Origin of the sequence: Streptomyces sulfonofaciens, from assembly GCF_014656295.1 — a bacterium.
Lineage (GTDB): Bacteria > Actinomycetota > Actinomycetes > Streptomycetales > Streptomycetaceae > Streptomyces > Streptomyces sulfonofaciens.
Genome location: NZ_BNCD01000006.1, coordinates 336,658 through 360,312, shown reverse-complemented (window position 1 = coordinate 360,312; position 23,655 = coordinate 336,658). Strand labels below are relative to the sequence as shown.

Annotated in this window: 20 protein-coding genes; 13 read left to right on the top strand and 7 right to left on the bottom strand. The window is 74.3% G+C overall.

Annotated features, from left to right (window positions below; translation table 11 throughout):
• Positions 1 to 112 precede the first annotated feature (112 nt).
• The 4 genes from IE313_RS13270 to IE313_RS13255 are packed head-to-tail and all read left to right on the top strand — an operon-like array spanning position 113 to position 5,720.
• A complete protein-coding gene (locus tag IE313_RS13270; RefSeq protein WP_189931535.1) occupies positions 113 to 1,627 on the top strand; it encodes a GMC family oxidoreductase in 1,515 nt (504 codons plus the stop codon).
• Entirely contained in the window at positions 1,627 to 2,766 is a 1,140-nt protein-coding gene (locus tag IE313_RS13265; protein ID WP_189931533.1) for a quaternary amine ABC transporter ATP-binding protein, read from the top strand. Before IE313_RS13270 ends, IE313_RS13265 begins: the two co-directional genes overlap by 1 nt.
• Before the next feature lies 1 nt (position 2,767).
• Complete coding sequence (locus tag IE313_RS13260) at positions 2,768 to 4,744, top strand: ABC transporter permease (RefSeq protein ID WP_189931531.1); 1,977 nt, start codon at positions 2,768 to 2,770, stop codon at positions 4,742 to 4,744.
• A 1-nt stretch (position 4,745) separates the two neighbouring features.
• A complete protein-coding gene (locus IE313_RS13255) occupies positions 4,746 to 5,720 on the top strand; it encodes an ABC transporter substrate-binding protein (RefSeq protein ID WP_189931530.1) in 975 nt (324 codons plus the stop codon).
• Positions 5,721 to 5,831: 111 nt separating this feature from the next.
• Here the strand turns inward: IE313_RS13255 and IE313_RS13250 are convergent, their stop codons facing one another.
• The 3 genes from IE313_RS13250 to IE313_RS13240 are packed head-to-tail and all read right to left on the bottom strand — an operon-like array spanning position 5,832 to position 7,569.
• Positions 5,832 to 6,563 carry an isocitrate lyase/PEP mutase family protein gene (locus IE313_RS13250; protein WP_189931645.1) on the bottom strand — a complete coding sequence of 244 codons (732 nt, stop codon included), beginning with the start codon at positions 6,561 to 6,563 and terminating at the stop codon, positions 5,832 to 5,834.
• Entirely contained in the window at positions 6,560 to 7,033 is a 474-nt protein-coding gene (locus tag IE313_RS13245; RefSeq protein ID WP_189931528.1) for a carboxymuconolactone decarboxylase family protein, read from the bottom strand. The genes IE313_RS13250 and IE313_RS13245 overlap by 4 nt, the downstream gene beginning before the upstream one ends.
• On the bottom strand, positions 7,030 to 7,569 hold the full coding sequence (locus IE313_RS13240; RefSeq protein ID WP_189931526.1) for a carboxymuconolactone decarboxylase family protein: 540 nt from the start codon (positions 7,567 to 7,569) through the stop codon (positions 7,030 to 7,032). Before IE313_RS13240 ends, IE313_RS13245 begins: the two co-directional genes overlap by 4 nt.
• 46 nt (positions 7,570 to 7,615) lie before the next feature.
• On the opposite strand from IE313_RS13240, the gene IE313_RS35165 reads away from it, so the two are divergent.
• A complete protein-coding gene (locus IE313_RS35165) occupies positions 7,616 to 9,166 on the top strand; it encodes an aminotransferase-like domain-containing protein (protein ID WP_229924595.1) in 1,551 nt (516 codons plus the stop codon).
• Between the two features lie 203 nt (positions 9,167 to 9,369).
• On the opposite strand, the gene rocD is transcribed toward IE313_RS35165, so the two are convergent.
• Positions 9,370 to 10,581 (bottom strand): ornithine--oxo-acid transaminase, encoded by a 1,212-nt coding sequence (rocD, locus tag IE313_RS13225; RefSeq protein WP_189931524.1) that lies wholly within the window; start codon positions 10,579 to 10,581, stop codon positions 9,370 to 9,372.
• Positions 10,582 to 11,007: 426 nt separating this feature from the next.
• Here rocD and glyA point away from each other — a divergent pair, with 426 nt between their 5' ends.
• The 3 genes from glyA (at position 11,008) to IE313_RS13210 (ending at position 15,019) form a co-directional block, all read left to right on the top strand.
• Positions 11,008 to 12,279 carry a serine hydroxymethyltransferase gene (glyA, locus tag IE313_RS13220; RefSeq protein ID WP_189931522.1) on the top strand — a complete coding sequence of 424 codons (1,272 nt, stop codon included), beginning with the start codon at positions 11,008 to 11,010 and terminating at the stop codon, positions 12,277 to 12,279.
• Positions 12,280 to 13,321: 1,042 nt separating this feature from the next.
• Positions 13,322 to 14,314 carry a tryptophan--tRNA ligase gene (trpS, locus tag IE313_RS13215; protein WP_229924615.1) on the top strand — a complete coding sequence of 331 codons (993 nt, stop codon included), beginning with the start codon at positions 13,322 to 13,324 and terminating at the stop codon, positions 14,312 to 14,314.
• 123 nt (positions 14,315 to 14,437) lie between these two features.
• A complete protein-coding gene (locus tag IE313_RS13210) occupies positions 14,438 to 15,019 on the top strand; it encodes a 2'-5' RNA ligase family protein (RefSeq protein WP_189931518.1) in 582 nt (193 codons plus the stop codon).
• A 90-nt stretch (positions 15,020 to 15,109) separates the two neighbouring features.
• On the opposite strand, the gene dprE2 is transcribed toward IE313_RS13210, so the two are convergent.
• Complete coding sequence (gene dprE2, locus IE313_RS13205) at positions 15,110 to 15,877, bottom strand: decaprenylphospho-beta-D-erythro-pentofuranosid-2-ulose 2-reductase (RefSeq protein WP_189931516.1); 768 nt, start codon at positions 15,875 to 15,877, stop codon at positions 15,110 to 15,112.
• Between the two features lie 22 nt (positions 15,878 to 15,899).
• On the bottom strand, positions 15,900 to 17,315 hold the full coding sequence (dprE1, locus tag IE313_RS13200; RefSeq protein WP_189931641.1) for a decaprenylphosphoryl-beta-D-ribose oxidase: 1,416 nt from the start codon (positions 17,313 to 17,315) through the stop codon (positions 15,900 to 15,902).
• A 319-nt stretch (positions 17,316 to 17,634) separates the two neighbouring features.
• Here dprE1 and IE313_RS13195 point away from each other — a divergent pair, with 319 nt between their 5' ends.
• The 3 genes from IE313_RS13195 (at position 17,635) to IE313_RS13185 (ending at position 19,803) form a co-directional block, all read left to right on the top strand.
• Positions 17,635 to 18,273, top strand: a complete 639-nt coding sequence (locus IE313_RS13195; RefSeq protein WP_189931513.1) for a phosphatase PAP2 family protein — start codon at positions 17,635 to 17,637, stop codon at positions 18,271 to 18,273.
• Positions 18,266 to 19,270: a decaprenyl-phosphate phosphoribosyltransferase gene (locus IE313_RS13190; RefSeq protein ID WP_189931511.1), complete on the top strand. Its 1,005-nt coding sequence runs from the start codon at positions 18,266 to 18,268 to the stop codon at positions 19,268 to 19,270. The genes IE313_RS13195 and IE313_RS13190 overlap by 8 nt, the downstream gene beginning before the upstream one ends.
• A gap of 74 nt (positions 19,271 to 19,344) precedes the next feature.
• Positions 19,345 to 19,803, top strand: a complete 459-nt coding sequence (locus IE313_RS13185; protein ID WP_189931639.1) for a GtrA family protein — start codon at positions 19,345 to 19,347, stop codon at positions 19,801 to 19,803.
• 53 nt (positions 19,804 to 19,856) lie between these two features.
• On the opposite strand, the gene IE313_RS13180 is transcribed toward IE313_RS13185, so the two are convergent.
• A complete protein-coding gene (locus IE313_RS13180) occupies positions 19,857 to 21,095 on the bottom strand; it encodes a D-alanyl-D-alanine carboxypeptidase family protein (protein ID WP_373316976.1) in 1,239 nt (412 codons plus the stop codon).
• A gap of 505 nt (positions 21,096 to 21,600) precedes the next feature.
• Between IE313_RS13180 and IE313_RS13175 the strand changes: the two genes are divergently transcribed.
• Positions 21,601 to 22,467, top strand: coding sequence for a GH25 family lysozyme (locus IE313_RS13175; protein WP_189931506.1), 867 nt, complete (start codon positions 21,601 to 21,603; stop codon positions 22,465 to 22,467).
• A gap of 251 nt (positions 22,468 to 22,718) precedes the next feature.
• Positions 22,719 to 23,519, top strand: coding sequence for a GH25 family lysozyme (locus IE313_RS13170; RefSeq protein WP_189931637.1), 801 nt, complete (start codon positions 22,719 to 22,721; stop codon positions 23,517 to 23,519).
• Positions 23,520 to 23,655 lie beyond the last annotated feature (136 nt).

The window sequence follows — 23,655 nt, the reverse complement described above, 5'->3', positions numbered from 1 at the left end:
GCGCGGAGCCGTCCGTCACCCCGGGCACGGGGCCGTCGTGCGTCCCCCGTGCCGATCCCCCCACGCCCCCCGCAGACGTGCTGCGGCACGCACGGCAGAGGAGCAACTGACCATGCCCGAGTACGACTACGTCGTGATCGGCGGCGGCACGGCCGGATCCGTGATCGCCTCCCGTCTCACCGAGCACCCCGACACCCGGGTGGCCGTCATCGAGGGCGGCCCCAGCGACGTCGACAGGCCCGAGGTGCTGACCCTGCGCCGCTGGATGGGCCTGCTTGGCGGCGACCTCGACTACGACTACCCGACCACCGAGCAGCCGCGCGGCAACTCCCACATCCGGCACAGCCGCGCCCGGGTGCTCGGCGGCTGCTCCTCCCACAACACCCTCATCGCCTTCAAGCCGCTGCCCTCCGACTGGGACGAGTGGGAGGCCGCGGGCGCCGCGGGGTGGGGCGCCGTGCAGATGGAGGCGTACTACGCGCGATTGCTGAACAACGTCGTCCCCGTCCACGAGAAGGACCGCAACGCCATCGCCCGCGACTTCGTCAGCGCGGCCGAGGCCGCCGTGGGCGTGCCGAGGGTGGAGGGTTTCAACAGCAGGCCCTTCACCGAGGGCGTCGGGTTCTTCGACCTGGCCTACCACCCCGAGGACAACAAGCGCTCCAGCGCCTCCGTCGCCTACCTGCACCCGTTCCTCGACCGCCCGAACCTCCACCTGATGCTTGAGACCTGGGCGTACCGCATCGAGCTCGACGGCACCCGGGCCACCGGAGTGCGGGTGCGCACCGCGGACGGCAGGGAGGAACTGGTCACGGCGCGCCGCGAGGTGCTGCTGTGCGCGGGCGCGGTGGACTCGCCCCGGCTGCTGCTGCACTCCGGCATCGGTCCCGCCGGGGACCTGGCGGCGCTCGGCATACCGGTGGTGCACGATCTGCCGGGCGTCGGTGAGAACCTCCAGGACCACCCCGAGTCGGTGATCGTCTGGGAGACCGAGGGGCCGATCCCGGACAACTCGGCCATGGACAGCGACGCGGGCCTGTTCGTACGGCGCGACCCCGCGCGGCCCGGCCCCGACCTGATGTTCCACTTCTACCAGATCCCGTTCACCGACAACCCCGAGCGGCTGGGCTACCGGCGCCCCGAGCACGGCGTGTCGATGACCCCCAACGTCCCCAAGGCCAGAAGCCGCGGGCGGCTCTACCTCACCAGCGCCGACCCGTCGGTCAAACCCGCCCTGGACTTCCGGTACTTCACCGACGAGGACGACCACGACGCCCGCACCCTCGTCGACGGCATCCGCATCGCACGGCAGATCGCCCGCACCGAGCCGCTCGCCGGCTGGCTGGCGCGCGAGGTGTGCCCGGGGCCCGAGGTCACCGGTGACGAGGAGCTGAGCGAGTACGCACGACGGGTCGCGCACACCGTCTACCACCCGGCGGGGACCTGCCGGATGGGCGCGGCCGACGACGACCGGGCCGTCGTCGACCCGCACTTGCGGATCCGCGGCCTCGACGGGATCCGCATCGCGGACGCCTCCGTCTTCCCGACCCTGCCCGCCGTCAACCCGATGATCGGGGTGCTGATGACCGGTGAACGCTGTGCCGAACTGCTGAGGGGGGAGCGCTGATGTCCGTGCCCTCCGCCCCGGAGTCCTTCGGTCCCTCTCCCGCCGAACGCCCGCCGATCCACGGCGGCCGGGCGCCCCACGACCCCGCGCCGCCCGTCTTCGCCGTGGACGGACTGTGGAAGGTCTTCGGACCCAAGTCGCACCAGGTGCCCGCCGACCCCGGGCTGGCCGCGCTCGCCCCGGCCGAGCTGCGTGCCCGCACCGGCTGCACCGCCGCGGTGCGCGAGGTGTCCTTCAGCGTGCGCAAGGGCGAGGTCTTCGTCGTGATGGGCCTGTCCGGCTCCGGCAAGTCCACCCTCGTACGCTGCCTGACCCGGTTGGTCGAGCCGACCGCGGGAGCGATCGCGATCGACGGCGAGAACGTCCGCGCCATGGACCGGGCCCGGTTGCGCGAACTGCGCAGGCACCGCGCCGCCATGGTGTTCCAGCACTTCGGGCTGCTGCCGCACCGCTCCGTCCTCGACAACGTCGCCTACGGTCTGGAGATCCAGGGCGTGCCGCGCTCCCGGCGCCGCGCCCGGGCCGCCGAGGTGGTCGCCAAGGTCGGCCTCGACGGCATGGAGCAGCGGCGCCCCGGCCAGCTCTCCGGCGGGCAGCAGCAGCGCGTGGGGCTGGCCCGCGCCCTCGCCGTCGACCCCGAAGTGCTGCTCTTCGACGAGCCGTTCAGCGCGCTCGATCCGCTGATCAGGCGCGACATGCAGGAGGAGGTCGTCCGGCTGCACCGCGAGGAGGGCCGCACCATGGTCTTCATCACGCACGACCTCAGCGAGGCGCTGCGGCTCGGCGACCGGATCGCGCTGATGCGCGACGGCCGCATCGTGCAGCTCGGCACCCCCGAGGAGATCGTCGGCTCACCCGCGGACGACTACGTACGGGACTTCGTCCGTGACGTGCCGCGCGAGCAGGTGCTGACCGTGCGCAGCGCGATGCGCCCCCCGGACGCCGACGAGACCGGCCGCGGCCCGTCCGTCGCGCCCGGGGCGACGGTCTCCGAGGCCATCGAGGCGGTGGCCCGCACCGGATTCCCGGTCCGCGTCATGGAGGACGGGCGCTGCCTCGGCGTGGTCGACCACGAACGGCTGCTGGAGGTCATCGCGGGCAACGGCCACCCGGCGCACACCCGCCGGGAGGTGGCCTGAGATGGCCGCCGCCACCGCCCAGGCCCCGGTCGCGGGTACCCTCGCGCCGCTGCGCGCCACCGGGCGGCGCCGTGCCGCGGCCAAGCTGCTGGCGCTCGCGGTGCTCGCGGCCGTGCTCGTGCCGCTGGCCGAGGCGCACTGGCCCGGCGGCGCCTGGCCCGGGGCGCTGACCGTCGACCTTTCGGGGCCGCTCGGCAGGGCCAGCGACTGGATCATCGACAACCGCGACAGCCATCCGCTGTTCCTGTACTTCTTCGGCTACGTCTCCAACGCGATCGTGGTCGGCGTACGCGCCGTCTACCTGGTGCTGCTCGCCGCGGGTTGGGCCGGTGTGACGGCCGCGGCCGGGCTGGTCGCCTGGCGTCTGGCGGGCCTGCGCCTCGCGCTCACCGCGGCCGCCGCGTTCCTGGTGTGCGGGCTGCTGGGCATGTGGGTGCCCACCATGCAGACCCTGGCCCTCATGGTGGTCGCCGTGCTCGCCTCGGTGCTGGTCGGGGGGCTGCTGGGGCTCGCCGCGGGCCTCTCGGAGCGCACCCACCGGGTGCTGCGGCCCGTCCTGGACACCATGCAGGTGCTGCCCGCTTTCGCCTACCTGCTGCCCGTGGTGCTGGTCTTCGGCATCGGCGTGCCCGCCGCGGTGCTCGCCACCGTGGTCTACGCCGCGCCGCCGATGGCCCGGCTCACCGCGCTCGGGCTGCGCGACGCCGACCAGGGCGTGATGGAGGCGGTCGCCTCGCTCGGCGCCACCGCGCGGCAGCGGCTGTTCACCGCCCGGCTGCCGCTGGCCCTGGGCGAGCTGATGCTGGGCGTCAACCAGGCGATCATGATGGCCCTGTCGATGGCCGTGATCGCCTCCGTGATCGGCGCAGGCGGCCTCGGCGACCGGGTCTACCAGGCCCTGGCCTCCGTCGACGTCGGTGCGGCGCTCGCCGCCGGCATTCCGATCGTGCTGCTCGCCGTGGTGCTCGACCGCACGACCGGGGCCGCGGGGGAGAGGCTCGGCGCCGGCCGGGACGTCCCGCGCGGGCCGCTGCGGGGCTGGGCCGGCTGGCTGCTGGTCGCCGTGCTCACCGTCGCCGCCGCCCTCGCGGCGCGTCTTGCGGGCCGCCTCGACTGGCCGGGGTCCTGGGAGGTGGACATCGCGGAACCCGTCAACCGCGCCGTCGACTGGATGACCGGCCACCTCTACACCGGCGTCCCGTACGTCGGCGGCACCGCCGACTGGGCGGGCCACTTCACCACCTGGGTGCTCGATCCCGTGCGCTCCGGACTCCAGTGGCTGCCCTGGTGGGCCGTGCTGCTGATCGTCGCCGCGCTGTCCTGGCTGATCGGCACCTGGCGGACCGCGCTCACCGCGGTCCTGGCGATGGCCGCGATCGGGGTGCTCGGGGTGTGGAAGCCGTCGCTCGACACGCTCTCGCAGGTGCTCGCGGCCGTCGCGGTCACCCTGGTGCTCGGCTTCGCCGCCGGTGTCGCGGCGGCCCGCAGCACCCGGCTCGAACGCTGGTTCAGGCCCGTGCTCGACGTGCTCCAGACCATGCCGCAGTTCGTCTACCTGATCCCGGTGGTGGCGCTCTTCGGCGTCGGCCGCGCGCCCGCCGTCGCCGCCGCCGTGGTCTACGCGCTGCCCGCCGTCGTCCGCATCACCACGCAGGGCGTACGGACCGTGGACGCGGCCGCGCTGGAGGCGGCGCGCTCGCTCGGCGCCACCGGTGGGCAGCAACTGCGCCAGGTGCAACTGCCGCTGGCCCGCCCCGCGCTGCTGCTCGCCGTCAACCAGGGCGTGGTGCTGGTACTCGCCGTCGTCATCATCGGCGGCCTGGTCGGCGGTGGCGCGCTCGGCTACGACGTCGTCTTCGGCCTTGCCCAGGGCGACCTGGCGACCGGCCTGGTCGCGGGCGCCGCCATCGTCTGCCTGGGGCTGATGCTCGACCGGGTCACCCAGCCGACCGAGCGCCGCGCAGGGAAGGGAGCCTGAGATGCCAAGGCCGTTCAGGTCCGGTGCCAGGGCGGTGACGGCGGGGCTCACCGCGGTCGCCCTGGTGGCGCTCGCGGGCTGCGGCGCCGCGGACATGACCAAGCAGAGCTCGCCGTTCGCGGGCGCCAGGGGCGCCAGGACGGTGACCCTGTCCGTGCAGTCCTGGGTCGGCGCGCAGGCCAACGTCGCCGTGGCGACGTACCTGCTGGAGCACGAGCTCGACTACCGCGTCGACACCGTACAGGTCGACGAGGTGCCCGCCTGGGACGCGCTCAGCCAGGGCCGGGTCGACGCGATCCTGGAGGACTGGGGCCACCCCGACCAGGAGAAGCGGTACGTCGAGGACAAGAAGACCATCGTCAGGGCCGGCGGCCTCGGCGTCACCGGGCACATCGGCTGGTTCGTCCCCACGTACTTCGCCAGGGAGCACCCCGACGTCACCGACTGGAAGAACCTCAACCGCTACGCGAAGATGCTGCGCACCCCGGAGAGCGGCGGCAAGGGCCAGTTGATGGACGGCTCGCCGTCGTACGTCACCAACGACAAGGCGCTGGTGGCGAACCTGAAACTGGACTACCAGGTGGTGTTCGCCGGCTCCGAGGCGGCCCAGATCACCCAGATGAAGCAGTTCGCCAAGCAGCACAAGCCGTATCTGACCTACTGGTACCAGCCGCAGTGGCTCTTCAGGAAGGTCCCGATGACCGAGGTGAAGCTGCCGCCCTACAAGGAGGGCTGCGACGCCGACACCGCCAGAATCACCTGCGCCTATCCGAGGACGCCGCTGCAGAAGTACCTCAACGCCGGCTTCGCCCGGGACGGCGGCAGGGCGGCCGGGCTGCTGAGGAAGTTCCACTGGACCACCGAGGACCAGAACGAGGTCTCCCTGATGATCGCCGACCAGAAGATGTCGCCGGACGAGGCGGCGAAGAAGTGGGTGGACGGCCACCGGTCCGTCTGGAAGCGGTGGCTTTCCTGAGGGAGGCGGTGGCTCTCCCGACGGGACTCGCCGTCCCCGGCCCCCAGGGGGCGTTCCCGCCGCGTGGGGGCCGGGCGGTGGACGGTTTGCCCGTGCCGTCCACCGCGCCCCTCAGGGGGCGCCGTGCGCCGCGACGTCCGCGGCCAGCAGGGCCGTGGCGCGGCGCTGCCAGCCGGGGCCGAACGTGACACGGGTGGCACCGAGCCGGCCCAGATCGGCCGGATCCTGCTCGCCGAGCCGGGCGAGCGCGTTGACGGGCCCCTCGATCCCCGCCCGCAGGGCGGGCAGCGCGGCGGGCGGAGCGCCGATCGGGTAGACACAGTCGGCGCCCGCCGCCACATACAGAGCCGCGCGCTCGATCGCCCGCTCGACCGCCTCCTGCGGACCGCCCTCGCCGCGCAGGAACGTGTCCACGCGCGCGTTGACGAACACCCGGTCGCCGGCGGCGGCCCGCACCTCGGCGAGCCAGTCGGCATGCTGCCGCGGGTCCCGCAGCACCCCCTCGCGGGAGTCCTCCAGGTTGCAGCCGACGGCGCCCGTCTCCAGGAGCCGCTCCACCAGCTCCTTCGGCGGGAGTCCGTACCCCGACTCGATGTCCGCCGACACCGGGACGTCGACCGCCCGGACGATCCGGGCGACCGCCGCGAACATCTCGTCGGCCGGCGTCGCCCCGTCCGCGTGGCCGAGGGCCGCGGCGATCCCCGCGCTGGGCGTCGCGAGCGCGGGGAACCCGGCGTCCGCGAACACCCGTGCACCGGCCGCGTCCCACGGCCCCGGCAGCACCAGCGGATCGTCCGGCAGGCGCCCGTGGTGCAGCGCCCGGAACGCCTCCACCGCGCTCACCACTCGGTGCTCCCCGGCGGGATGCGGCGGGTGACCATCAACCGGTTCCAGCCGTTGACGGCGGTGATCAGAGCGATGAGGTGGGCGAGACGGATGCCGTCGAAGTGCTCGGCTGCCGCCCGGTACACGTCGTCCGGCACGAACCGCCCGCCGGACGCCGCCGGGCCGGTGCCCCCGGTCGGCACGGTGAGCGCCTCGGTGAGCGCGAGCGCGGCCCGCTCGCGCTCGGTGTAGGCGTCCCCGGCCTCCTCCCAGGCACTCAGCAGGTCGAGCCGCCGCTCCGGCACGTCCTGTCCGCGGGCGATCGGCAGGTGCATGTCGAGGCAGTAGGCGCACTGGTTGAGCTGCGAGGCGCGGATCTGGACCGGTTCGGCGAGCGCGGGATCGCCGAGTCCCTTCTTCGCGGCGGCGCCCAGCGCCGGCATGGCGGCGCGGACCTCGGCGTCCAGGTGCGTGGTGCGGACGCTCACGCGTGCTGGCCCGGACGGTAGTGGCCCGGCACCGCCCGGCAGGCCACCCCGAACCGGTTCCAGGCGTTGATCACCGTGATCGCGGCGATCAACTGGGCCAGCTCCTGCTCCTCGAAGTGCTTCGCGGCGTTCTCGTAGACCCCGTCGGGCACGAAGCCCTCCGTGAGGACGGTGACCGCCTCGGTCAGCTCCAGCGCGGCGAGTTCCTTGGGGGTGTAGAAGTGCCGCGACTCCTCCCAGGCGCTCAACTGGATGATGCGCTCGGCCGACTCGCCCGCGGCCAACGCGTCCTTGGTGTGCATGTCGAGGCAGAAGGCGCAGTGGTTGAGCTGCGAGGCGCGGATCTTCACCAGTTCGAGCAGCACCGGGTCCAGGCCCTTGCGTGCTGCGGCGTCCAGCCGGGCCATCGCCCGGTAGACCTCGGGCGCGAGCTTGGCCCACTCCAGCCGGGGCGTGTGCTCCGGGTGGTACGCGGTGCCGCCCGGGTGCGGCGCGGCCGCCGCGGTGGGCGCCGGGTCTGTTCCGTTCGTCGTCATGCTTCGACCCTATGGGCCCAGTAGCCCAGGAGTATGGTCCATTTGCATGACAGAATCCTGGGCCAATCTGGGAGTGGACCTGCACCTCGAACCCGCCGGGCCCGGGGTGCGCAGGGGGCTGACGGACGCCCTGCGGGAGGCCGTGCGCAGCGGCCGCCTCGCCCCGGGCACCCGCCTTCCCGCCTCCCGGGCCCTCGCCGCCGACCTGGGCATCGCCCGCAACACCGTCGCGGAGGCGTACGGGGACCTGGTCGCCGAGGGCTGGCTGACCGCACGGCAGGGCTCGGGAACCCGTGTCGCACCCCGCAGCCAGCCGGGCGCACCGGCCCCCGCACCCCGCCGCCGGCCGGCCGGCAGCCCCCGCCACGACCTGATGCCCGGCACCCCGGACCTGGGGTCCTTCCCACGCAGCGGCTGGCTGAAGGCCGCGCGCCGCGCACTGATGGCCGCCCCGCGCGACGCCCTGGGCTACGGCGATCCACGCGGCCGCGTCGAGCTGCGCACGGCTCTCGCCGCCTATCTGGCACGCGCGCGGGGCGTCCGCACGGACCCCGACCGGATCCTGATCTGCTCCGGCTTCTCCCACGGCCTCTCCCTCCTCGCCGCCGTCCTGGGCCGGCGTGGCGTCGACGCGGTGGCCGTGGAGTCCTACGGCCTCGACCTGCACTGGAACCTGCTCGCGGCAGCGGGCCTGGGGACCCGGCCGCTGCCCCTGGACGAGCGCGGGACGGTCGTGGCGCCGCTCCTCGGGCAACGGGATACGGGTGCCGGTGCCGGTGCGGGTGCGGGTGCGGGTGCGGCGGGCGGTGGGGCGCACGGGGCAGCGGGCGCCGGCGGGACGGCGCGGCCCGGGGGCGGGAGGGACGACGGGGGCGGCTCAGGGGCGCCGGTCCGCGGCACGGCGCCGGGTGCGGTGCTGCTGACCGCCGCCCACCAGTTCCCCACCGGCACGCCGCTCGACCCGGCCCGGCGGACCGAGGTGGTCGACTGGGCACGGCGCACCGGCGGGGTGATCCTGGAGGACGACTACGACGGGGAGTTCCGCTACGACCGCCAGCCGGTGGGCGCGCTCCAGGGCCTCGATCCCGACCGGGTGGTCTACTTCGGCACCGCGAGCAAGGCCCTGGCCCCCGGGCTCCGGCTGGGCTGGGCGGTGCTGCCCGGCTCGCTGGCCGCCGAGGTCGCGGCGGCCAAGGGCTCCTCCGACTGGGCCTGCGGCGTGCTCGACCAGCTCACCCTCGCGGAGTTCATCGCCTCGGGCGCGTACGACCGCCATGTGCGGGCGGTGCGCCTGCACTACCGGCGGCGGCGTGACCAGTTGGTCGCCGCGGTCGCCGAGCGGGCGCCGGCCGTCCGGGTCACCGGGATCGCCGCGGGCCTGCACGCCGTCCTCGAACTGCCGCCCGGCACCGAACGTTCCGTGGTGCGCGCGGCGACCTGGCAGGGCCTGGCCCTGGAGGGACTGGCCCACTTCCGCCACCCGGACGCCGCCGCCGTCCCCGGCCCCCGCGACGCCCTGGTGGTGGGCTACGGCACCCCGCCGGACCACGCCTGGCAGGCAGCGCTGGACGCGCTCTGCGACGTCCTGCCGGGCTGAGCGGCGGGCAGCCGCCCCGGGTGCCCGCGCCCTGGCTTCCTGCGCCCCGGGTGCCTGCGCTCCGGCTTCCCGCGTCCCGGCTTCCCGCGCCCCGGCTTCTCGCGTCCCCGCGTCCCCGCGCCACGGGGGTGCGAGTGCGGGGGCGGGGCACCGGTGCGCGGGGTGCGGGCGCGGGGCGCCGGGGCGCAGAGGGGCGGCCGGGCCTAGCGGCCCAGCACCTCCCGCAGTTGTTCGAGCCCCCAGTCCAGGTCCTCCTTGCTGATCACCAGCGGAGGCGCGAGACGGATGGTCGAGCCGTGGGTGTCCTTGACCAGCACGCCCTTCCCGTGCAACTGCTCGGAGATCTCACGGCCGGTGCCACGGGCCGGATCGATGTCGATGCCCGCCCACAGGCCGCGGCCGCGCACCTCCCGCACCGGGCCGCCGGGCACGCCGGCGAGCAGGCCCAGCTCCTGGTGGAGGTGGTCGCCCAGCTCCGCCGCCCGCTGCTGGTACTCGCCGGTGCGCAGCATCGCCAGCACCTCCAGCGCCACCGCGCACGCCAGCGGGTTGCCGCCGAACGTCGAACCGTGCTCCCCCGGGCGGTGGACCCCCAGCACCGCGCGCGACGACACCACCGCGGACACCGGCACCACGCCCCCGCCCAGCGCCTTGCCGAGGATGTACATGTCCGGCACCACGCCCTCGTGCTCACACGCGAACGTGCGTCCCGTGCGCCCCAGGCCCGACTGGATCTCGTCGGCCACGAACAGCACGTTGCGCTCACGGGTCAGCTCCCGCACCCCGGCGAGGTAGCCCTCCGGCGGCATCAGCACGCCCGCCTCGCCCTGGATGGGCTCCAGCAGCACGGCGACCGTGCTGTCGGTGACCGCGGCCCGCAGCGCGGCCAGGTCGCCGTACGGCACGACGTCGAAGCCCGGCGTGTACGGGCCGTGGTCCTCCCGGGCCTCGGGGTCGGTGGAGAAGCTGATGATCGTGGTGGTGCGGCCGTGGAAGTTGTTGGCCGCGACCACCACACGCGCCGTGTCCGCGGGCACGCCCTTGACGCGGTAGCCCCACTTCCGTGCCGTCTTCACGGCGGTCTCCACCGCCTCGGCACCGGTGTTCATCGGCAGCACCATCTCCATGCCGCACAGTTCGGCCAGCTCGGCGCAGAAGGCCGCGTACCGGTCGTGGTGGAAGGCCCGTGACGTCAGGGTCACCCGGTCCAACTGCGCCTTCGCGGCGTTGATCAGGCGCCGGTTGCCATGGCCGAAGTTGAGCGCCGAGTATCCGGCGAGCATGTCCAGATAGCGGCGGCCCTCGATGTCCGTCATCCACGCGCCCTCGGCTGACGCCACGACGACGGGCAACGGATGGTAGTTGTGCGCGCTGTGCTCCTCGACCGAGGTGATGAAGGCGTCGGTAGCGGTCACGGGGACTCCGTTCTTACGGCGGAAGGCGGGTTCGTGGCCCAATTCCTATCGTCGCTCGCCCGGCAGAGAAAGAAACCTTTCGTACGAATGTGGCCCACCCGTCCGGCGGGTCCCGCAGGACGGGCTCCCGAGCCGGCCGCGGCCCGTGATCGCGGCGCCCCGTCGCCGGCGGCCCGGCAGGTCCGCGGCCGGACGGTCCGGGACATTCCTCCGGCCGGCTGGCTAGGCTGTCCTCGACGCACGGCGACTGGCGCACAGGGAAGCGACCCTGGGGGAGCCGTGCAGGGGCTGTGGCCTCGAGGTGCCGTCTCCTGCCCGGCCGGACCGGGAGGCCTGCGGGACCCCGGAACCACGACCCCGGTGTGCCGTCCGCCTGGGCACGCCGGGCCACGACCGGATCACGACCGCTCGCCCCCGGAGGACACCGTGTCTCTTCCCCTCTCCCATCCCGCCCTCGCCGCGGCCGACCCCGACGTCGCCGCGCTGGTCGGGGCCGAGGAACTGCTCCAGGCCGACACGCTGCGCATGATCCCCAGCGAGAACTACGTCTCCGCGGCCGTGCTGGAGGCCACCGGCACCGTCCTGCAGAACAAGTACAGCGAGGGCTACCCCGGCCGCCGCTACTACGAGGGCCAGCAGAACATCGACCCCCTGGAGCGGTTGGCCGCCGACCGCGCCAGGGCCGTCTTCGGAGTCGAGCACGCGAACGTGCAGCCCTACTCCGGCTCGCCCGCCAACCTCGCCGTCTACCTCGCCTTCGCCGAGCCCGGGGACACCGTGATGGGCATGGCGCTGCCCATGGGCGGCCACCTCACCCACGGCTGGGGCGTCTCGGCCACCGGGAAGTGGTTCAGGGGCGTGCAGTACGGGGTGCGTCGCGACACCGGCCGCATCGACTTCGACCAGGTGCGCGAGCTGGCCCTCGCCGAGCGGCCCAAGCTGCTCTTCTGCGGCGGCACCGCCCTGCCCCGCACCATCGACTTCGCCGCCTTCGCCGAGATCGCCCGCGAGTGCGGTGCGGTGCTGGTCGCGGACATCGCCCACATCGCGGGGCTGGTCGCGGGCGGCGCCCACCCGTCCCCGGCGCCGCACGCCGACGTGGTCTCCACGACCACGCACAAGACGCTGCGCGGGCCGCGCGGTGCGATGCTGATGTCCCGCGAGGAGCATGCGAAGGCCATCGACAAGGCGGTCTTCCCCGGACTCCAGGGCGGGCCCCACAACCACACCACGGCCGCGATCGCCGTCGCCCTCCACGAGGCGGCCCAGCCCTCCTTCCGCGACTACGCCCACGCCGTGGTCGCCAACTCCCGGGCCCTCGCGGAGGAACTGCTCGCCCGCGGCTTCGACCTGGTCTCCGGCGGCACCGACAACCACCTGATCCTGATGGACCTCACCCCCAAGGACGTGCCGGGCAAGGCGGCCGCGAAGGCGCTCGACCGCGCGGGGATCGTCGTCAACTACAACACCGTGCCGTACGACCCGCGCAAGCCGTTCGACCCGTCCGGGATCCGGATCGGCACCCCCTCCCTCACCTCGCGCGGCCTCGGTACGGGACACATGGCCGCGGTCGCCGAGTGGATCGACCGCGGGGTGGCGGCCGCGGGGTCCGGGGACGAGGAGGCGCTGGCGAAGATCAGGGCCGAGGTGACGGAGCTGATGCGGGCGTTCCCGGCGCCCGGGCTCGCCGTGGACTGAGCGGGCCCGGTCCCTCGGTGCGGGACCAAGCCCTGCCCGCCTGCCCGCCCGCCTGCCGTCCCGGCAGGTAGGCGGTCAGGCGGGCAGGCGGTGTGCGTGGTGGTGTGCGCCCGGTCGGTTCACCGGGCCTCGCCGGGCGCGGACGGTTCCGGACGGCCGGGACGGTTCCCGCGCCCGCTCCAGGACGTGACGGCCCGCTCCCCGCGGCTTCCTGGACCTTTCGGCCAGATGCCGCCCCAGTGCCGCAGGGCGCGGTGGGGGCGGGACTTCACGTGCCCGGTGCGGCCCCGGGTGGTCCCGGGTCCGGCCCCCACCCCGACCCCGGCTCCTGGCTCCGAACCCGCCCCCGCTCCCGGCCCCCAGCCCCCGCACGCACCGGTACCGCACGCACCGGTACCGCACGCACCGGTACCGCCCGCGCCCGCCACCCGCCTGCCGCGCCGCGGTGGGGACGTGGGAACCGCCCCGGACCGGCCGCGAGCGGTGGCGCACCGCCGTCCTGACTGTGTTTCTCGTCTCACCGGCCACGGCGCTCGGCGACCACGGCAGGAACGCCGCCCCGCCTTCGGGGAGACCGGCGCTGGACGGTCCCGCGCAGACCCGCCGTGCGACGGCCTCAAGATCCGGACCCTCGCCGAGGGCCGCGGCCGCGCGCTGCCGCGGCCCCACGGCGCGCACCCGTTCCGGGCGGGCCCGCTGCTCACCGGCGCCTGCGCCTGCGATCACCGCGGTCCGCCCGGTGGCGAGCACCCGGTCCCCTCCCGTGTCCTCCGTTGTCCTCCCACGTCCTTCCCTCCCGGGCGCACCGGCCCGCGCCCGACCGGTCCCCGCCCGGCGGCGAACGGGCCCGCCCGGGGCCCCGCGCGCCGTGCTCGCCGGGCACCGGCCCGCGCCCCCGCCGTGCGGGCCCCGCGATCGTCGGAGATCGGTTCCCCAGCGGTCGTACGCACCTGAGAGAATGATGGGCATGGCCACTGACCGCCCACCCGCCCCTGACGACCACCCCCAGCCGAACGGCTCCGCGTCCGGCTCGCGCCCCCGTGTGCTCTCCGGGATCCAGCCCACCGCGGGCTCGTTCCACCTGGGCAACTACCTGGGTGCCGTGCGTCAGTGGGTGGCCCTTCAGGAGTCCCACGACGCGTTCTACATGGTCGTGGACCTGCACGCGATCACGATCCCCCAGGACCCGGCGGAGCTGCGCGCCAACACCCGGCTCGCCGCCGCCCAACTGCTCGCGGCCGGGCTCGACCCGGAGCGCTGCACCCTCTTCGTGCAGAGCCACGTACCCGAGCACGCGCAGCTCGCCTGGGTGATGAACTGCCTGACGGGTTTCGGCGAGGCCGGGCGGATGACGCAGTTCAAGGACAAGTCGCTCAAGCAGGGCACGGACCGCACCACGGTCGGGCTGTTCACCTACCCGGTCCTCCAGGTCGCGGACATCCTCCTCTACCAGGCCGACCAGGTGCCCGTCGGCGAGGACCAGCGCCAGCACGTGGAGCTCACCCGCGACCTCGCCGAGCGGTTCAACGGCCGTTTCGGCAGGACGTTCACCGTGCCGTCCGCCTACATCCTCAAGGAGACCGCGCGGATCTACGACCTCCAGGACCCGACGATCAAGATGAGCAAGTCGGCGTCCACCCCCAAGGGCCTGATCAACCTCCTGGACGAGCCCAGGGCCACCGCCAAGAAGATCAAGAGCGCGGTCACCGACACGGACACGGTGATCAGGTACGACGCCGAGGGGAAGCCCGGCGTCAGCAACCTCCTCGGCATCTACTCGACCCTGACCGGCTCCACCGTCCAGGAGCTGGAGAGGAGTTACGAGGGCAAGGGCTACGGGGCGCTCAAGACCGACCTCGCCGATGCCGTGGTCGCGTTCGTGACGCCGTTCAGGGAGCGCACCCAGCAGTACCTGGACGACCCCGAGACGCTGGACTCGATCCTGGCCAAGGGCGCGGAGAAGGCGCGCGCGGTCGCCGCGGAGACGCTCGCGCAGGCGTACGACAAGGTGGGCTTCCTGCCCGCCAAGCACTGACCGGTGCCGCCGTACAGTCGAAGGAGCCGAAGGACGCGCGGCGCGGGATCGTGCCCGGGCGGCCCGGCCGGGCCGTCGGGTCCGCCCAGTCCACCCAGTCCGACGACACGACGGGAGTACGACGTGGGGACCGTAACGATCGGTGTGTCGATCGCGGTCCCGGAGCCACACGGCAGCCTGCTCCAGGAGCGGCGCGCGGGCTTCGGTGACGCCGCGGCCCCCGGCATCCCCACCCACGTCACCCTGCTTCCGCCCACCGAGGTCGACGGCTCGGCGCTGCCCGCGATCGAGGCACACCTGGAGGGCGTCGCGGACGCGGGGCGGCCGTTTCCGATGCGGCTGTCGGGGACGGGGACCTTCCGGCCGCTGTCACCCGTCGTGTTCGTACGGGTCGTCGAGGGAGCGGACGCCTGCGCACGGCTCCAGACGCAGGTCCGCGACCCCGCGGGCCCCGTCTCCCGCGAACTCCAGTTCCCCTACCACCCGCACGTCACGGTGGCGCACGGCATCGACGACGCCGCCATGGACCGCGCGTTCGAGGAGCTGGCGCGGTACGAGGCCGAGTGGTCCTGCACCGGATTCGCGCTCTACGAGCAGGGCGCCGATGGCGTCTGGCGCAAGCTGCGCGAGTTCGCCTTCGGCGGGCCGACGGTCCCTCCGCAGGCGTCGCCACGGGCGGCCCGCGGCACCCAGCCGGCTCGCTGACGACCGGTCGGCCCGCCGCACGAGCCGAGGGCCCGGCCGGCCCGGGCCCCGGCACCCCGGCCCGCCGCGGCGGCCGCCGGCCCTGCGCCCCTACAGCGGCAGCCGCCGGAACACCGGCCGCGGCACATGGCGCAGCGCCGACATCAGGACACGCAGGGTGCCCGGCACCCAGACCGTCTCCGTGCGGCGCAGCAGCCCCGCCTCAATGGCCGCGGCGACCGCCGCGGGCGTGGTGGCCAAGGGCGCGGGTTCGCGGTTCGCGGTCATCCTGGAGTGGACGAACCCGGGGCGCACCACCATCACGTGCACGCCCGTGCCGTGCAGCGCGTCCCCGAGGCCCTGGGCGAAGGCGTCCAGGCCCGCCTTGCTGGAGCCGTAGATGAAGTTGGAGCGGCGGGCCCGCTCGCCGGCGACCGAGGACAGCACCACCAGCGAGCCGTGGCCCTGCGCCTGGAGGGCCTTGGCGCACACCAGGCCCGCGGAGACCGCGCCCGTGTAGTTCGTCTGCGCCACCCGGACCGCGGCGAGGGGATCGCTCTCGTCGTGCGCCTGGTCGCCGAGCACACCGAAGGCGAGCAGCACCATGTCGACGTCACCGCCGGGGCCGCCCGCCGCGAACACCTTGCCGAGCACCTCCTCGTGGCGCGTGCAGTCGAGCGCGTCGAAGGCGACGGTCGTGACGTCCGCGCCCCGGCCGCGCAGCTCCTGTGCGGCGGCCTCCAGGGCGGGGGAGGGGCGGCCCGCCAGCCAGACGGTGCGGGTACGGCGGGCGATCAGCCGCCGGGCGGTGGCCAGCGCGATCTCGGAGGTGCCGCCGAGGACGAGCAGGGACTGCGGGATGCCGAAGGCGTCCTTCATGAGGGCGTGCTCCTGTCAGCCGCTAGAGGGCGAGACGGCGGGAGAGGTCGGAGGTGAAGACACCGCGCGGGTCCAGCTCGGCGCGCAGCGCACGGAAGTCGTCGAGGCGCGGGTACATCGCCGCGAGCAGCTCGGGGCGCAGCCGGGCGTCCTTCGCGAGGTAGACCCGTCCGCCCGCACCCACCACCTCCTCGTCCAGTTCGTCGAGGAACGCGCCGAGACCCGGCAGGCCCGCGGGGACGTCCAGCGCCAGGGTCCAGCCGGGCGCGGGAAAGGACAGCCAGCCGGGATCCGCGTCCCCGAAGCGCTTGAGCACGGCGAGGAAGGAGGGGCAGCGGCGCTCCGAGACGCGCCGCACCACGCGTCGCAGCGTCTCCTCCTGCCCGTGGCCCACGACGAACTGGTACTGCACGAAGCCGCTGCGCCCGTAGATCCGGTTCCAGTGCGGCAGACCGTCCAGCGGGTGGAAGAACGCGGACAGCTTCTGCAGTTCGCCCGTCATGGCCCTGGGCGCCCTGCGGTACCAGAACGTGTTGAAGAGCCCCACCGAGCGGCGGCTGAGCAGCCCCTCCGGCAGCAGGCCGGGGGTGCTCGGCAGCCGGCCGGGGCGGAAGGACAGGGGGGCGCGCCGGGCGCGTGCGGGAAGCGCGTCGAGCGGTGCGTGGTCGCCGCGGGTGAGGACGGCACGGCCCAGCGACGCTCCCCGTGCGAGGAGGTCGATCCAGGCGACCGAGTAGCGGTAGCGGTGGTCGGTGGCGGTGAGCCGGGCCAGCAGGTCGTCGAGGTCGGCCGTCCGTTCGGTGTCCACGCACATCAGCGAGGTCTGCACCGGCAGCAGCCGCACCGTCGCGGTGAGGATCGCACCGGTCAGGCCCATGCCGCCGGTGGTGGCGTCGAAGAGCGGCGTGCCGCGCTCCACGGTGCGCACCTCACCGTCGGCGGTCAGCAGTTCCAGGCGGACCACGTGGCGCGAGAAGGATCCGGCGCCGTGGTGGTTCTTGCCGTGGATGTCCGCGCCGATCGCCCCGCCGACCGTCACATGTCGGGTGCCGGGCGTCACCGGTACGAACCAGCCGAGCGGCAGCAGCACCTCCATCAGCCGGTGCAGGCTGACCCCCGCGTCGCAGAGCAGCAGGCCGTTCGCCGAGTCGATGACGTGGATGCGGTCCAGCGCCGTCATGTCGAGCACCGCACCGCCCGCGTTCTGCGCGGCGTCCCCGTAGGCGCGGCCGAGCCCCCGGGGGATACCGCCGCGCGCCCCCGCCCGGCCGCAGGCGCGGACCGCGGCCACCGCCTCCGCGTAGCTGCCCGGGCGCACGAGACGGGCGGCGGTGGGCGCGGTGCGGCCCCAGCCGGTGACGGCGACCCGCTGGGCGCCTTCGGCCGCACCGTGGGGCGGACCCGCGGCGGCCCCCGCCGTGGAACCGGACCGGGCCATGAGGCCGCCGGTGCCCGCAGGGCCCGCCGCGCTCGGGCGGGCCCCGCCGGACATGGCCCCGCCGGACGCGGACGCGGGCGCGGCGGCGGGTGCGGGCGCCGGGCGGTGAGGGTGCGGACGGGTGCCGGCGGCGGTGTCGGAGGACATGGACGCGACGGTATGTCGATGTCCGGGCGGTTTGAACGATTCTGTGGTTGTCTGTCGAATTCCATCACTGAACTGGGTGGATTAGTGGGGTGTCGGTCTATCGGATCGTCCTTTCTTCCGGGGGGCGTAGCAGAGTCGGGACGTCCACCACGCGACACACGCGAGGAAGCGCATGCACCACGATCCGAAAGGCCGGCCGCCCGGCGCGCCGCCGCCCGGCCGGCTGCGCGAGATGGACCGCCGGCTGCTGACCGCCCTGCACGCCTGCGGCCGCCGACCGAGGGTGGCAGCCGCGGCCCGGACCCTCTCCTTCAGCGGCGAGCACGGCGCGCTCTGGCTCGCCGCGGGGCTCGCCGCGGCCGCCGCCGACCGGGAGCGGCGTGCCGCCTGGCTGCGCGGCACCGCGCTGACGGCCGGTGCCCACCTCGCCAGCATGGGCGTGAAACGGCTGGTCCGCCGGCCGCGCCCGGCCTGGATCAGGCCCCTGGTGCGGACCGCGGGCACGCACTCCTTCCCCAGTTCGCACGCCACCTCGGCGGCGGCGGCCGCCGTCGTCCACGGGGTGCTGCGCCCCGCGGGCGCCCGCGGCGCCCGTCTCGTGCCGCCGCTCGCCGCCGCCATGTGCGTCTCCCGGCTGGTCGTCGGCGTCCACTACCCCTCCGACGTCGCGGCCGGCGCGGCGCTCGGCGGTCTGCTGGCCCGCCTCGGCACCTCCTGGATGACCCGTCCGCTGCCCGGCACGGCCCCGCACCCGGCCCCCCGGCCCCCGCGGCCGCCCGCCGCCCGCCCGAGAGGCCACCGTCATGTCTGAACCCGCCGCGCTGCTCGGCCGCGACCGGCCGCCCGGCCGCGGACTGGCGCCCGAGGACGGGGGCGACGGCGGGCGGCGGGCCGCCGGCCGCCTCGCCGGGCTGGCCCCGCGGGCCCTGGCCGGGCTGCTGCTCGGCCTGCTCAGGACCGCCCGTCCCCGCCAGTGGGTGAAGAACGTCCTGGTGGTGGCCGCCCCCGCGGCCGCCGGCGACCTCTTCTCCGGGTTCGCGTTCGGCCGGCTCGCCGTGGTCTTCGCGCTCTTCACCGCCGCCGCGTCCGCGGTCTACCTGGTCAACGACGCGCGGGACGCCGCGGCCGACCGCGCGCACCCGGTCAAGTGCCGCCGCCCGGTCGCCGCCGGCCGGGTGCCCGTGCCCGTCGCCTACGCCGTCGGAACCCTGCTCGCCCTGGCCGCACCGCTCGCCGCGGCGCTGCTCTGCCCCCCGCTCGTCGCGGCCGTGCTGACCGCGTACCTCTGCATGCAGCTCGCGTACTGCATCAGCCTCAAGCACGTGCTCGTGGTGGACCTGACCGTCGTCACCACCGGCTTCGTGATGCGCACGATGATCGGCGGACTGGCGCTCGGCATCCCGCTGTCCCGCTGGTTCCTGATCACCACCGCGTTCGGCGCGCTCTTCATGGTCTCCGCCAAGCGGTACTCGGAGGCGGTGCAGATGGCGGGCCGGGCGGGTGCCACACGGGCGCTGCTGACCGAGTACACCACCGGCTACCTGCGGTTCGTCTGGCAGCTCGCGGCCGGTGTCGCGGTGCTCGCCTACTGCCTGTGGGCCCTGGAGGACGGCGGCCCCGGCCACGGGCTGCTGCCCTGGCGCCAGCTTTCCATGGTCGCCTTCACCCTCGCCGTCCTGCGGTACGCCGTCTTCGCCGACCGCGGCACCGCGGGCGAGCCGGAGGACGTCGTCCTGCACGACCGGGCCCTCGCGGTGATCGGCGTGCTCTGGCTGGCGATGTACGGACTGGCGGTCGCCGGCTGGTGAGCGCGGCGGTCCTCAGACGGCGCGCACCGAAGGCGCGCACACCGGCACCCGGGCGGTCGCCGGGCACCCGCGGCCTGTCCGGCGAACTGCTCGGCTTCGCCGCGGCGGGCCTGTGCGCCTACGCGACCGACCTCGCCCTCTTCGTCCTCCTGCGCGGCCCGGTGGGCCTCGGCCCGCTCGCCGCCAAGGCGCTGTCGTTCCTCGCGGCCTGCACGGTCGCCTACGCGGGCAACGCGCTCGGCACCTACCGCGGGGCCCCCGCCCCCCGCGCGCATGGCCGAACGCGGACGGCCCGGCTCCGCCGCTACGCCGTCTTCTTCGTCGTCAACCTCGCCGGTGCCGTCGTCCAACTGCTGTGCATCGCCGTCTCGCACTACGGGCTCGGGCTCACCTCGCCGCGGGCGGACGCGGTGTCCGGGGCCGGCGTCGGCATGGTGCTGGCCACCGCGCTGCGCTTCTGGGGCACCCGCACCTTCGTCTTCGCCGACGCACCCGGCCCCGGCCCCGTCCGTGTAGCGGACAGGACACCGTGAACCGGAAGCCGCGGACCGGCCGAAAACCGCTGCCGCCGACCCGGTCGGCGCCGTCAGCGCCGGGGCAGCGGCCAGCGCCTGCGGACCGCGAAGACACCGGCCGCCAGCAGCACGAGCACCCCGCCCGCGACCGCCAGGGCGATTCCGGCACCGCTCGATCCCCGGGTGGACGCGCCCGCGGCCTTCTGGTCGCCGTCCGCGCTCCGGTGGCCGCCGGCGCCCTTGCCGTCGTCGTGCGCGCCCGCCCCGCCGCCCGCGGGCGCCTGGCTCTTCGGCGCCACCAGTGCGCCGACCGGGGCCACCTTCCCGGCCGCCGCGAAGCCCCAGTCGAGGAGGCCCTCCGCCTCCTTGTAGACGGGCAGGATGCCACCGCCCGACGGGTGCATGACCGTGACGAGCAGCACCCGGCCGTCGCGTTCCGCGACACCGGTGAAGGTCGCGCCCGCGTTCGTCGTGTTGCCGTTCTTGACACCGGCGAGGCCCTTGTAGGGGGACAGACCCAGGGCACCGGTGAGCAGCCGGTTGGTGTTCTGGATCTGGAAGGACTCCCGCTCGGTGCCGTGCTTGGTCTTCCTGGTCTCGCCCGGGAACTGCGCACGCACCGTCGAGCAGTAGTCGCGGAAGTCCTTCTTCTGCAGCCCGGAGCGCGCGAACAGCGTCAGGTCGTACGCGGACGAGACCTGGCGCGGCTCGTCGTAGCCGTCCGGGCTGACCACGGTGGTGTCGTCGGCCTGGAGGTCGTCCGCGTGCCGCTGCATGTCGCGCACGGTCTTGGGCACACCGCCGTTCATCGCGGCGAGCACGTGCACGGCGTCGTTCCCGGAGCGCAGGAACACCCCGCGCCACAGATCGCCGACCTCGTAGGTCTCGCCCTCCTTCACGCCGACCAGGCTGGAGCCCTCGCCCATCCCGGCCAGGTCGGCGGGTGCGACCTTGTGCTTCTCGGTCTTCGGGAACCTGGGCAGCAGGGTGTCGGCGAAGAGCATCTTCAGGGTGCTCGCCGGAGGCAGCTTCCAGTGCGCGTTGTGCGCGGCGAGGACATCCCCGGACTCGGCGTCCGCGACGATCCAGGCCCGTGCGGTCAGGCCCTTGGGCAGCACCGGGGCGTCGGCTCCCAGCTCGGCCTGCGTGCCCCGTTCGCCCAGCCGCGCCCCGCCGACCGTCGACATCGAGGCCGGTGGTTCCGCCTTGCTCCAGTCGGGGTCGCCACTGGCGAGGGCGGGCGCGACGGCCGGGACGGACAGCAGGGCGGTGGCGGACGCCACGACGACGATCTTCCTCAACGCAGACACGATCGAAAACGTACACGGCAAGCAGCCCGCGGCGGCCGCCGCGGTGGCCGATTCGCGCCCTTCTCCGGCCCCCGCCGCGCCGCCGCGACGCCCCCGGCGACCTGCCGCGGGCCGGGTCACGCGCGGTACCCGGGGGCAGGCCGCCGGTCCCGCCCCGCGCCGCGCCGGGTGGCCGCCCACGGCCGCGGCGGCGTACCACCCGCCGGCCGTGTGCCCTGCCCGCGGCCGTGCGCGCGTCCTCCACCGTTCCGCCGCCGCACCGGAGGAGGCTTCAGATCCTGAAAGTTTCTGCCAGCCGCGGGCCATCAACGCAGCTCTTCGGTTTCTTCGCTGGGCTAGACCACAGAGCGTGCGTGAAACCTCTGTACATCCGGTTCCATCCATGCGTCACTCATGACGCGTCTACGTCAAAGACACGCCTCCCGCGCAGCATCGCCACGCATGCACAGCACCGCCCGGCACGCCCACGTCCCCCACACACCACTGACGTGCTCAGGAGGAAGCTTTGCTCTCCCACAGACCCCCCACGTTCGGACTCCGCCGGGGCAGACGCACCCTGGCCGGCGTCCTCGGCGCAGCCGCCGCCACCCTGCCGATCACCGCGGGGACGGCCACCGCGGGGGCGGCCGCGGCACCACGCCCGTCCGGTGACGCGCTGCCGCTCGGCACCGGGCACATGGGCATCGGCTACCAGGCGGACACCGGCGAGCGCTCCGCGGGGCCGCTGTCCGGCAGCGGCGGGGTGCAGGGCATCGACGTCTCGCACTACCAGGGGGCGGTCAACTGGGCGGGCGTGCGGGCGGCGGGCGTCCAGTTCGCCTGGATCAAGGCGACCGAGGGCACCACGTACAAGGACCCCAGGTTCAACGCGAACTACCTGAACGCGTACAGGAACAAGGTGATCCGCGGCGCCTACCACTTCGCGCGGCCCGACCTCTCCGGCGGCGCGGCGCAGGCCCGCTACTTCGCCGGGCACGGCGGCGCCTGGTCCAGGGACAACCTCACCCTGCCCGGCGTCCTGGACATCGAGGGCGACTGCTACGGCAGGTCCGCCGCCGCGCTGCGCACCTGGATCACCGACTTCTACACCACGTACAAGGCCAGGACCGGCCGTGACGTCGTGATCTACACGAGCGCCGGCTGGTGGAACGGCTGCACGGGCTCCTGGCGCGGGATGTCCGCGAAGAGCCCGCTGTGGGCCGCGCACTGGACGTCCGCGGCCGGGCCCACCATCCCCGCCGGGTTCCCCTTCTGGACGGTCTGGCAGTACTCCAGCACGGGCCGGGTCGGCGGCGTCTTGGGGAACGTGGACCGCGACAAGTTCAACGGCACCCGCAGTCGGCTGCTTGCCCTCGCCAACAACACCCCCTGACGGCCCGGGGGGCCGGAGGCACTTCCGGCCCCCCGCGGGCGACCCCCTGCCGACGGTCGCGCGGATCGCGCCGTCCCGTCGGCTACGCGGGTAGATCCACAGCACGAGCACCCTTCTCCACCCCTGTCCCTCCCACACCACAGAAGCGCCAGGAGGAAGCCTTGTTCTCCCGATTCCGTTTCGCGAAGGGCGTGCAGCGAAGACTCACCGTGGCCGGCGTCGTCGGCGCCACCGCCGCGTTGACCCTGACCATGGCGGCGGGCACCGCCTCCGCAAGGCCGCAGCCCTCGGGCGCCGCCGTGCCGCTCGGCCAGGGCTACATGGGCGTCGGCTACGTCCAGGACAGCAAGGACTTCAAGCCGGACACGAGGACGCTCCAGTTGGACGCGCAGGGCGTGCTCGGCCCGAACCTCTCCGCCTACCCCGCGGGCATCGACGTCTCGCACTACCAGGGGTCGATCAACTGGTCCTCCGTGAAGGCGGCCGGTATCGAGTTCGCCTGGATAAAGGCGACCGAGGGCACCACGTACAAGGACCCGACGTTCAACACGAACTACCTGAACGCCTACAACGCCGGAGTGATCCGCGGCGCGTACCACTTCGCGCGGCCCGACGTCTCCGACGGGGCGAGCCAGGCGAACTACTTCGCCAGCAGCGGCGGCGCCTGGTCCAGGGACAACCTGACGCTGCCGGGCGTCCTCGACATCGAGGGCAGTTGCTACGGCCTGTCCCAGGCGTCGATGCGCTCGTGGATCAGCGCCTTCTACACCACGTACAAGAACAGGACCGGCCGGGACATCGTCATCTACACGAGCCCGAGCTGGTGGAACTCCTGCACCGGCTCGTGGAACGGCATGGCCGCCCTGACCCCGCTGTGGGTCGCCCACTGGACGACCGCGTCGAGCCCCAGTCTCCCGGGCGGCTTCGGTGCGTGGACGGTCTGGCAGTACACGGACGCCGGCGCGGTCGGGGGCGTCTCGGGCGCCGTGGACCGCGACCGGTTCAACGGCTCCCACGACCGGCTGCTGGCACTGGCCAACAACACCCCGTGACGGCCGCGGGCACCGCACGACCACCGGGTGGCACCGGGTGACCACCGGCGTGACCACCGGGTGACCGCCGCGGCGGGTGCCCCCACCCCTGGCGGAGCGGGCCGCGGTCCCGCTCCGCCAGGGGCTACGGCACACT